Genomic DNA, 10,575 nt, shown 5'->3' with positions numbered 1-10,575 from the left:
GAGATTACCTTGACACAGACGGGCGCTTTTCGTTATGATACAAATGACTAACAACGGGGGGAGAAACTCGATGCTACTTGAAAAAACAACACGCATGAACTTTCTCTTCGACTTTTATCAAGCATTACTAACAGATAAGCAAAGAAGTTATATGGAACTGTATTATTTAGATGATCACTCACTTGGAGAAATCGCTGAATCATATGGAGTTTCACGTCAAGCTGTTTATGATAATATTCGTCGAACTGAAGCGATGCTTGAAGAATATGAAGAAAAACTATGTTTACTGGAAAAATTTCAACAACGTACGCAAATGCTTGCGCGCCTTACAGCTGGAATTACAGAAAAAAGTATGCCGGTTGAGGAGCAGTTGGCGCTTATTGAACAGTTGAAAGAATGGGATTAGGAGGCGAAAGCAGTGGCTTTTGAAGGATTAGCGGAACGACTCCAAGGAACGATCCAAAAGATTAAAGGTAAGGGTAAAGTATCGGAACAAGACGTTAAAGAAATGATGCGTGAAGTCCGATTTGCTTTAATCGAGGCGGATGTTAACTTAAAAGTAGTCAAGGAATTCGTTAAAAAAGTAAGTGAACGCGCTGTTGGTGTAGATGTTATGCAAAGCTTAACACCGGGTCAACAAGTTATTAAAATCGTTCAAGACGAGTTAACGGAGCTGATGGGCGGCGAACAAAGCCCGATTAAATTTAATACAAAGCCACCAACTGTCATTATGATGGTCGGTTTGCAAGGTGCGGGTAAAACAACAACAACTGGGAAATTAGCAAATATTTTACGTAAAAAATATAACCGTAAACCATTACTAGTTGCTGCGGACGTTTATCGCCCTGCTGCGGTTCAGCAATTACAAACATTAGGAAAGCAATTATCTTTACCTGTTTTTGCTTTAGGCACAGATGTATCACCAGTTGAAATCGCTCGTCAGGCAATTGAACTGGCGAAAGAAGAACATCATGATGTTGTCATTATCGATACAGCAGGTCGCTTGCATATCGATGAAGATTTAATGCAAGAATTAAAGGATATCCGTGCGTTAAAAGAGCCTGATGAAGTTTTCCTTGTGGTAGATGCCATGACGGGGCAAGATGCTGTAAACGTTGCGGAAAGTTTTAATGAGGCTGTCGGCATTACAGGGGTTGTTTTAACAAAACTGGATGGCGATACACGCGGTGGTGCAGCATTATCCATTCGTTCGGTGACACAGAAACCAATTAAATTTGTCGGTATGGGCGAAAAACTGGATGCGCTTGAACCGTTCCATCCGGAGCGTATGGCATCTCGTATTTTAGGCATGGGTGACGTGTTATCACTAATTGAAAAGGCGCAGGCAAACGTCGATGAAGCAAAGGCGAAAGAACTGGAAGAAAAGTTCAAAACGCAAAGCTTTACACTCGATGATTTTGTTGAGCAATTACAACAAGTGAAAAAAATGGGCCCGCTCGACGAAATATTGAAAATGCTACCAGGTGCAGGCAAAATTAAAGGCTTAGACAATGTCAAAGTAGATGATAAGCAAATGGGCCGTGTAGAAGCCATTATTTACTCTATGACAACTGCTGAAAAGACAAATCCCGAAATCATTAATGGTAGCCGTAAAAAGCGCATTGCCAAAGGTTCAGGTACGTCTATTCAAGAGGTCAACCGTTTGTTAAAACAATTTGACGAAATGAAAAAAATGATGAAGCAAATGACAGGTATGGCGACAGGTAAGGGCAAGAAAAAGATGAAATTACCTGGCTTTGATTCATTGTTTAAATAATATTTTATAGGTGTTAAGAAAAAACACTTTACAAACAACATAAACATTGATAATATACTATCTTGTGTGAAACTTATTCGGAGGTGCTATTAAAATGGCAGTTAAAATTCGCTTAAAACGTATGGGAGCTAAAAAATCTCCTTTCTATCGTATCGTAGTTGCAGACGCTCGTTCACCACGTGACGGTCGTTCAATCGAAACAGTTGGTACTTACAACCCACTAACTCAACCAGCTACTGTAAACATTGATGAAGAGAAAGCTCTTAAATGGTTAGCTGACGGTGCAAAACCATCAGATACAGTGCGTAACTTGTTCTCAGAACAAGGTATCATGGAAAAATTCCATAACCAAAAATTCAGTAAATAATCGGGGGAGACGTCTTTGAAGCAGCTGATTGAAGCAATCGTTTTACCGTTAGTCGATTATCCAGAAGAAGTCCGTATTGAGACGGACGAAAATGCAAATCGAATTGTTTATAAACTTTTTGTTCATCCAGAGGATCGAGGGAAAGTCATAGGCAAACAAGGGCGAGTAGCGAAAGCGATTCGTACAATTGTTTATTCAGCGGCAGGTAGTCACCATCAAAAAAAGACTTACGTCGATATATTGGATTGATAAAAAGATTTTCACGCTCGTTTACGCGCAATAAGGTAACAATGTAGCAATTATGCAACCTGTCGCCATTTTGCACTGAACAATTTTAACGACTATGTTGTTGCTAGAATTCGTAGGAGCTGTAAATGTGTAGCGTAAAATCTGGATAGAAGAGGGGGGAGCTTGCTGGTTCCTTCCTTTTTTTATATAGTACGGATATATAACGGTATAGAGGTGAAATGAATGGAATGGTTTAATGTAGGTCGTATTGTGAACACGCACGGAATTCGTGGTGAAGTGCGTATCTTATCGACGACAGATTTTGAAGAAGAACGCTTTGCGGTCGGGAATAAGCTTGCAGCGTTTAAAAAAGACGATAAAAAGCCAACGTGGGTAACAATTCAATCCGTACGCCGTCATAAAAACTTTATTTTGTTAACATTTGAAGGTATGGATAATATCAACTTTGTCGAGCCGTTCAAAGAAGGAATGCTCAAAATCACGAAAGATCAAATGACCGATGATTTATTACAAGAAAATGAATTTTTCTTCCATGAAATTATAGGCTGTACGGTTGTATCTGAAGAAGGTGCAACAATTGGTGAAGTCAAAGATATTCTGCAAACAGGTGCCAATGATGTGTGGGTAGTGAAGGGTGCTAAAAAAGAGCATTACATTCCATATATTGAAGACATCGTCAAAAATATTGATGTGGAAGAAAAGAAAATTGTTATTCATGTGATGGAAGGCTTACTATGATGCATATTCACGTATTAAGTCTATTTCCAGATATGTTTTCGGGTGTATTTGGTGCATCGATACTAAAAAAAGCTCAAGAAAAAGGGGCTGTAAAGCTAGAAGTATCAGATATTCGTGCGTTTTCTGGCAACAAGCATAATCAGGTAGACGATTATCCGTATGGTGGCGGTGCAGGGATGGTGTTAAAGCCAGAGCCGATGTTTAGTGCTGTAGAGGCTATTACAGCGGGTAAAAAGCCACGTATTATCTTAATGTGTCCGCAGGGTGAACGTTTCACCCAAAAAAAAGCGGAAGAGCTAGCGCAAGAAAGTGAATTAGTGTTCTTATGTGGTCACTACGAAGGCTACGATGAACGCATTCGTCAGCACCTCGTTACCGATGAAATATCGATTGGTGATTTTGTGTTAACAGGTGGTGAGTTAGGTGCGATGACGGTTATCGATAGTGTCGTACGCCTTTTACCTGGCGTGTTGGGACAAGCAGATTCCCATATCCAAGATTCTTTTTCAACGGGTCTGTTAGAACATCCACATTATACGCGACCTGCTGAATTCCGAGGCATGCAAGTACCAGAAGTATTATTATCAGGCAATCATGCGAAAATCGAACAATGGCGCGAAGAACAATCGTTAAAAAGAACATTCGAGCGTCGACCTGATTTACTCGAGCATTATCCATTAACAGACAAGCAAAAATTGTATTTGGAAAAACTTAAAAAACAACAATAAAGATGCTTGCTTGCATGCCATATATGTGATAACATCTAATCTGTGCTTCTATGTGAAGTGCTGAATTACGGTGTTCCGCTGTGGCATACATTGCGTGCAAGAGCATCTGTCTAAGGAGAGAAAACAATGTCAAACATTATTACAGAAATTACTAAAGCTCAGCTTCGCACTGATCTACCAGCTTTCCGTCCTGGTGATACTGTTAAGGTACACGTGAAAGTAGTAGAGGGTACTCGTGAACGTATCCAAGTATACGAAGGTGTAGTTATCAAACGTCGTGGTGGCGGTATTAGCGAAACTTTCACAGTTCGTAAAATTTCTTACGGTGTAGGTGTTGAACGTACATTCCCTGTACACACACCAAAAATCGCTAACTTAGAAGTTGTACGTCGTGGTAAAGTACGTCGTGCTAAACTTTACTACCTACGTAACCTACGTGGTAAAGCTGCTCGTATTAAAGAAATTCGATAATTATGACTTAAAAGTGAGGGGCTTGTATTGCAAGCTCCTTTTCTTTTTGCTTGTCATCTTAAATAATAATCATCTAAAATGAAGATAGACAAGGGGGCAATTCATAATGGAAAAACAAGTGAAAGAAAAGAATGAATTATGGGAATGGACAAAGGCTCTTTTAATTGCATTTGCGATTGCAGCAGTTATTCGTTATTTTTTATTTACACCAATTGCAGTTGACGGTGAGTCCATGATGCCAACCCTTGAAGATGGCGACCGAATGATTGTCAACAAAATTGGTTATAAAATTGGAGAGCCTAAGCGCTTTGATATCGTGGTGTTCCATGCACCAGAGCAAAAAAACTACATTAAACGTGTAATTGGCTTACCTGGTGAAACATTGGAATATAAAGACGATCAGTTATACATTAACGGAGAACCGATAGATGAGCCTTATTTAGATGCATACAAAGCTGAAATTACTGAAGGTACATTAACGGAAGATTTTACGTTAAATGACATTGATGCATCACTGCATGATGTAATTCCAGAAGGCTATGTGTTTGTGATGGGCGATAATCGTCGATATAGTAAAGATAGCCGTCACATAGGTATTGTCGATCAAAAAGAAATTATAGGTAATACAAGCCTTATTTTCTGGCCGTATAGTGATATTAAAATTGTGAAGTAATGTTTGAAAGGGGGCTAATACTCCCTTTCTTGACGTCTAAGAGCATACGTTTTCTTATTCGATTTTAAGGCATTCGCACTGAATTGGGCGAATGCGCTTTTCTTATTTAGGAGGTATAGAAATGACTATACAATGGTTTCCAGGGCATATGGCGAAGGCACGCCGTGAAGTAACAGAAAAATTAAAGCTAGTAGATATTATATTTGAATTAATCGATGCTCGCTTACCATTATCTTCGAGAAATCCGATGATTGATGAGGTCATTAACCAAAAGCCGCGTCTACTTATTTTAAATAAATCAGATATGGCGGATGAGCACGAAACACGCAAATGGGTAGAATATTTTGCACAGCATGGCCATAAAGCAGTGGCAATCAATTCGCTTGAAGGAAAAGGACTACAACTTGTGACCAAGGCGGCACAAGAAATATTAAAAGAAAAATTTGACCGCATGAAGTCAAGAGGGATGAAGCCGAGAGCCATCAGAGCAATGATTGTTGGAATTCCAAACGTGGGAAAATCCACACTTATTAATCGCTTAGCAAAGAAAAATATTGCGAAAACAGGCAATATGCCTGGTGTGACAAAGGCGCAACAATGGATAAAAGTCGGCAAGGAACTAGAATTACTAGATACACCAGGAATTTTATGGCCTAAGTTTGAAGACCAAGAAGTAGGCTATAAGCTGGCTTTAACAGGTGCTATTAAAGATACCATTACTAACATGGAAGATTTGGCGGTATATGGGTTACAATTTTTATCGACACATTATCCAACACGTATGGAAGAACGCTATGGTTTTCAGTTTATGCATGACGACTTAGTGGAAACGTTTGACCATATCGGCAAGCTTCGTCGTGTTTTTGGAGCAGGTGGAGAAATCGACTACGATCAAGTAGCCCAGCTAATCGTACGAGATATTCGTGGATTACTATTAGGAAAGCTAACATTTGACTTTGTTGATGAACAGCTTGAAAAAGAAGCGATACAGCAATAATATGTGAAAAAGTGATAGGGACAAACCTTTAAAAGAGACAAAATTGCTTGTAACTTCCACTAACCGAGAGCACTAGTTGGTAAATCCTACAGAGGTGCACATAGTGAAAGAGGTATCAGGTGAAAAGCAAACACCGTAACGAACATTTACAGCAATGCAAAAAAGTGTTAGATTGATTGCCGTCAATCTAACACTTTTTCCTTTTGTCCTAGCCTTTTTCTTTTAGGAATAGTAGATATTGCCGATAAATGATATAGAGTAAGATAAAGGGAGTAAAATGATGAAAACGATTAAAGAGATTACAGCAGCACTAAAAATAGCTGAGGATTGGCAAGAATGGATGGCGGCAATTGAAACCGACGAACGTGCAGGTGTGCAGAAAGCATGGCATAGTTGGAATAAACGCCAAGAAAAGAAACGACAGCTATTGGAAGAGCATCAAGCGAAGATTGACTTCGATCAGTGCTATGGTGGTGAAAATGCCTTCATCGCAGGTGTAGATGAAGCAGGGCGCGGGCCTTTAGCAGGACCTGTTGTAACCGCAGCTGTTATTTTGCCAAAAAACTGTGAAGCTCTTGTAGGATTAAATGATTCGAAGCAGTTAACAAAGGAAAAACGCAATGTTTTTGCAGCATTGGTGAAAGAACATGCCATTAGCTATTTCATTCATTTTCAATCAGCACAAACGATTGATGCACTGAACATCTATGAAGCGACAAAGCAATCGATGAAAACAAGTGTGGAATCCTTGTCCATTAAACCGGATTATGTGCTAGTCGATGCTATGACACTACCAATCACCATTCCACAGGATTCGATTATTAAAGGCGATGCAAAAAGTTTAGCCATTGCAGCAGCTTCTATTTTAGCGAAAACAGCTAGGGATGAGTATATGGAACAATTGGACAAAGAATTTCCTATGTATGGCTTTGCACAGCATGCGGGCTACGGTACAAAACAACATTTAGAGGCACTTGAAACATTCGGACCAACGATACATCATCGCAAGTCTTTTGAACCTATAAAATCGATGTAAGAAAGGAGTAATTAGATGACAGCAACATCGTTTAATCCAATACAAATGCAACAAACTACTTTAACTCCAGCAAATCAACCGCTGGCATTAAAGCAAGGACAAGTATTTCATGGCACGATTAAACAATTATATCCAGATCAAACGGCAGAGGTCCAAGTAGGCAATCAAAAGCTGATTGCTAAACTGGAAGTACCGCTAAAAGCAGGGGATGCCCATTTCTTTCAAGTAACAGGGACAAGCCCTCAAACAGAGTTAAAAGTTGTTACAGGACCGATGGGGCAAGAGGTTTCTACAAACCAACAAATAAATCAGCTACTAGATTCGATGAATTTGCCAAAAACGTCAGAAATGCAACAGGTGTTAGCGCACTTTATTAAGGCTCAAATACCGATTTCTAAAGAGCAACTTATGCAAGCTGAAATGTGGATGAAGGCATTGCCTGAAGGTGTGACAAAGATGGATGCCTTACAAGCACTTCAAAAAATGGTTGAGCTAAAAATGCCAATGACGCAAGATGTGTTTCAAGCACTTGTTAGTGGGCAAAAAACATCCGGTATGTCGGCAATAATGGATAATTTTACACAGTTATTAGCGAAGGATACAGCATTACAAGCCAATGTGAAACAAAATTTGATGCAACAAGTGTTAGCGATTGCAAAACCCTTCGAGGCAGAGACAGGTACGTTACTGCTCGCAAAATCGATTCAACTTTTAACTAATAACGCAGCATCAACAAGTGAACGATTACAAGCTTTAACTCTATTAAAAGAAGCGGGTATTTTACCGCAACAAGCAACTTTACAAAATTGGTCGTCTCTAAATGAAGCAAAAGCTGTGCAACAAGGTCAACTTCAGCAGGCTGGCCAAGTAATCCAAACAATTTTAGCAACAAAACCAGAAAATAAGCAACAGCTTATTGAACAGCTAAAATCTTGGACAGCGAGCCAAAATTTATTGAGCAATGAGCAAAAGCAACAGCTGAACCAAATGATTGATCGATTTAACCAATTACCAACTAATAAACAAACATTGGAAATTTTTGCGAAGCAAATGCAAGAACAACTAATCAAAGCGTTCGCTCACAATGCACCCGAACGGTTATTTACGCAAGATGGTAATGCGCTTTCTGTAAAAGAACATTTATTATCACTGTTTAAGCAAGAGTCGACAATTCCAGTACAAAATGACGCGCTGATGCGAAATCTTGTAAAACAAAGTACGGAGGCACCACAACCAACTATTCAACGCATGCTTACAGAAGCTGATGCACATGTACGAAATTCAATGGATAGTAAAGCGATGGAGCATGCCCTTAAAACGGTATTGAAAAGTTTAGGCATTAGTTACGAGGCTACGCTTAGTAGTAAATCAGCGGATTTGCAAGCAATTGCACACCAATTAAAACCACAGCTTCATACATTGCTTCAAGAAGCTCAAATAACGCCACAACTAAGGGAAGCAGCTGAACTGTTAATGACACGCATGAATGGGATGCAACTTGTGTCAGGAGAAAATGGTCATCAACACCAGCTCGTGATGCAAGTGCCCCTTGAATTTTTTGGAAAGAAAATGGATGCCACGTTACAATGGAATGGGCGTATGAAAGAAGACGGAAAGATTGATGCCAACTACGCACGAATATTGTTTTATTTACAAATGGAGTCAATGAAAGAAACCGTAATTGATATGCAAGTTCAAAATCGTGTTGTCACTGTCACAGTATTTAATGAAAATTCAGATATTGCTTTTCATGCAGAACCTCTAAAAACAGCATTGAAATTAGGGCTTGCAAAAAAAAATTATCAGCTATCGGGAGTCTTTATTAAACAATTTGAAAAAGCCCAACTTGAAAAAACAACCCCTGTAGTACAACAGCAGGAGGAAATTAGTGGGGTGGATTTCCGCATATGAGTGAAGAAAAAAAGACGCGTAAAGAAGCGATTGCCCTCACTTATAAACAAGGACAATTTGATAGCCCATCTGTCGTAGCAAAAGGAAAAGGGAAAGTGGCTGAAAATATATTGGCACGTGCAAGTGAACATGATGTGCCGATATATGAGGATCCGAATCTCGTTCAATTACTTGGACAATTAGATTTAAATGAGTCAATACCTGAAGAATTATATCAAGCGGTGGCTGAAGTGTTTGCTTTTATTTATCATCTAGACCAACAACATAGCAAAAATATAGAAAAAATAAAGAATTCTGATTTCAAGAATTCTCTGTTTTAGTACACGAAGTAGAAGAAAACGTCATAATTTTAGATAAAATTCGAACAAAAGACAAAGTGTAGACTTTATCAGAATCTTTCGTTAGAATAGATTATGTTAGTAAAACAATTTTATGCAAATGTTTGATGGGAGGATGTATTATGAATATCCATGAATATCAAGGGAAAGAGATTCTGAGAAAATATGGTGTTGCAGTACCCAATGGAAAAGTTGCTTTTTCCCCTGATGAGGCAGTGAAGGTAGCGAAGGAACTTGGCTCAAATGTAACCGTGGTCAAGGCGCAAATTCATGCAGGTGGACGCGGTAAAGCTGGTGGTGTCAAAATCGCAAAAAACCTTGATGAGGTGCGTACATACGCAAAAGAGTTATTAGGTAAAATTTTAGTAACTCATCAAACAGGTCCAGAAGGTAAAGAAGTAAAACGCTTGTATATTGAAGAGGGCTCTGATATCCAAAAAGAGTATTATTTAAGTTTAGTATTAGACCGCGCTACTTCTCGTGTAACTTTTATGGGTTCAGAAGAAGGCGGTATGGATATTGAAGAAGTAGCTGAAACAAATCCAGAAAAAATCTTCAAAGAAGTTGTTGATCCAGTAATTGGACTAACAAGCTTCCAAGCACGTCGTATGGCGTTTAATATGAATATTCCAGCAAACCTAGTAGGGAAAGCTGTTAAATTAATGTTAGGTTTATATCAAGCATTTATCGACAAAGATGCTTCAATAGTAGAAATTAATCCACTTGTTGTCACTGGACAAGGAGAGGTTGTAGCACTAGATGCTAAATTTAATTTTGATGCCAATGCGTTGTATCGTCATAAAGATATTGTCGAATTACGCGATTTTGATGAAGAAGATCCAAAAGAAATCGAAGCATCGAAATATGATCTTAGCTATATTTCACTAGATGGCAACATTGGCTGTATGGTAAATGGTGCGGGTCTAGCAATGGCAACGATGGATACAATTAGTTACTATGGCGGTAGCCCCGCTAACTTCCTTGATGTAGGGGGCGGCGCAACAGCCGAGAAAGTAACAGAAGCTTTCAAAATTATCCTTTCTGACTCAAATGTAAAAGGTATTTTCGTTAATATTTTCGGCGGCATTATGAAGTGTAACATTATCGCTGATGGTGTAGTAACAGCAGCCAAAGAAATCGGTTTATCTGTACCGTTAGTAGTACGTTTAGAAGGTACAAACGTAGAGCTTGGTAAAGAAATCTTAAATGCATCAGGTTTAAACATCGTGGCAGCAGACTCAATGGCTGACGGTGCACAAAAAATTGTGGGACTAGTAGGCTAAGGAAGGC

At 39.1% G+C, this 10,575-nt stretch carries 13 protein-coding genes; all 13 read left to right on the top strand.

The window, feature by feature from the left end:
- The first annotated feature begins 70 nt into the window (after positions 1–70).
- The gene (locus FC748_RS12450) at positions 71–406 is read left to right on the top strand and encodes a putative DNA-binding protein (RefSeq protein ID WP_024362059.1); all 336 of its coding nucleotides are present in this window, start codon (positions 71–73) and stop codon (positions 404–406) included.
- Between the two features lie 12 nt (positions 407–418).
- Positions 419–1,777, top strand: coding sequence for a signal recognition particle protein (gene ffh / locus FC748_RS12445; protein WP_024362058.1), 1,359 nt, complete (start codon positions 419–421; stop codon positions 1,775–1,777).
- A 94-nt stretch (positions 1,778–1,871) separates the two neighbouring features.
- On the top strand, positions 1,872–2,144 hold the full coding sequence (gene rpsP, locus FC748_RS12440; RefSeq protein WP_024362057.1) for a 30S ribosomal protein S16: 273 nt from the start codon (positions 1,872–1,874) through the stop codon (positions 2,142–2,144).
- Positions 2,145–2,159: 15 nt separating this feature from the next.
- Positions 2,160–2,393 (top strand): KH domain-containing protein, encoded by a 234-nt coding sequence (locus tag FC748_RS12435; RefSeq protein ID WP_004269410.1) that lies wholly within the window; start codon positions 2,160–2,162, stop codon positions 2,391–2,393.
- A 222-nt stretch (positions 2,394–2,615) separates the two neighbouring features.
- A complete protein-coding gene (gene rimM / locus FC748_RS12430) occupies positions 2,616–3,131 on the top strand; it encodes a ribosome maturation factor RimM (RefSeq protein ID WP_024362056.1) in 516 nt (171 codons plus the stop codon).
- Positions 3,131–3,859, top strand: a complete 729-nt coding sequence (trmD, locus tag FC748_RS12425; protein WP_024362055.1) for a tRNA (guanosine(37)-N1)-methyltransferase TrmD — start codon at positions 3,131–3,133, stop codon at positions 3,857–3,859. Before rimM ends, trmD begins: the two co-directional genes overlap by 1 nt.
- Before the next feature lie 126 nt (positions 3,860–3,985).
- Positions 3,986–4,330 carry a 50S ribosomal protein L19 gene (gene rplS / locus FC748_RS12420; protein WP_024362054.1) on the top strand — a complete coding sequence of 115 codons (345 nt, stop codon included), beginning with the start codon at positions 3,986–3,988 and terminating at the stop codon, positions 4,328–4,330.
- Positions 4,331–4,436: 106 nt separating this feature from the next.
- Complete coding sequence (gene lepB, locus FC748_RS12415) at positions 4,437–5,003, top strand: signal peptidase I (protein WP_024362053.1); 567 nt, start codon at positions 4,437–4,439, stop codon at positions 5,001–5,003.
- Between the two features lie 121 nt (positions 5,004–5,124).
- On the top strand, positions 5,125–6,000 hold the full coding sequence (gene ylqF, locus FC748_RS12410; protein ID WP_108029515.1) for a ribosome biogenesis GTPase YlqF: 876 nt from the start codon (positions 5,125–5,127) through the stop codon (positions 5,998–6,000).
- A 280-nt stretch (positions 6,001–6,280) separates the two neighbouring features.
- Positions 6,281–7,036: a ribonuclease HII gene (locus tag FC748_RS12405; protein ID WP_108029516.1), complete on the top strand. Its 756-nt coding sequence runs from the start codon at positions 6,281–6,283 to the stop codon at positions 7,034–7,036.
- A gap of 15 nt (positions 7,037–7,051) precedes the next feature.
- Positions 7,052–8,947, top strand: a complete 1,896-nt coding sequence (locus tag FC748_RS12400) for a TP0910 N-terminal domain-containing protein (protein ID WP_108029517.1) — start codon at positions 7,052–7,054, stop codon at positions 8,945–8,947.
- The gene (locus FC748_RS12395; protein ID WP_024362049.1) at positions 8,944–9,267 is read left to right on the top strand and encodes an EscU/YscU/HrcU family type III secretion system export apparatus switch protein; all 324 of its coding nucleotides are present in this window, start codon (positions 8,944–8,946) and stop codon (positions 9,265–9,267) included. The genes FC748_RS12400 and FC748_RS12395 overlap by 4 nt, the downstream gene beginning before the upstream one ends.
- A 140-nt stretch (positions 9,268–9,407) precedes the next feature.
- A complete protein-coding gene (sucC, locus tag FC748_RS12390; protein ID WP_024362048.1) occupies positions 9,408–10,568 on the top strand; it encodes an ADP-forming succinate--CoA ligase subunit beta in 1,161 nt (386 codons plus the stop codon).
- Positions 10,569–10,575 lie beyond the last annotated feature (7 nt).

The organism is Lysinibacillus sphaericus (assembly GCF_005217585.1).
Taxonomy (GTDB): Bacteria; Bacillota; Bacilli; order Bacillales_A; family Planococcaceae; genus Lysinibacillus; species Lysinibacillus sphaericus.
The sequence above is the reverse complement of the archived record's forward strand: the minus strand, read 5'-3'. Positions and strand labels throughout refer to the sequence as shown.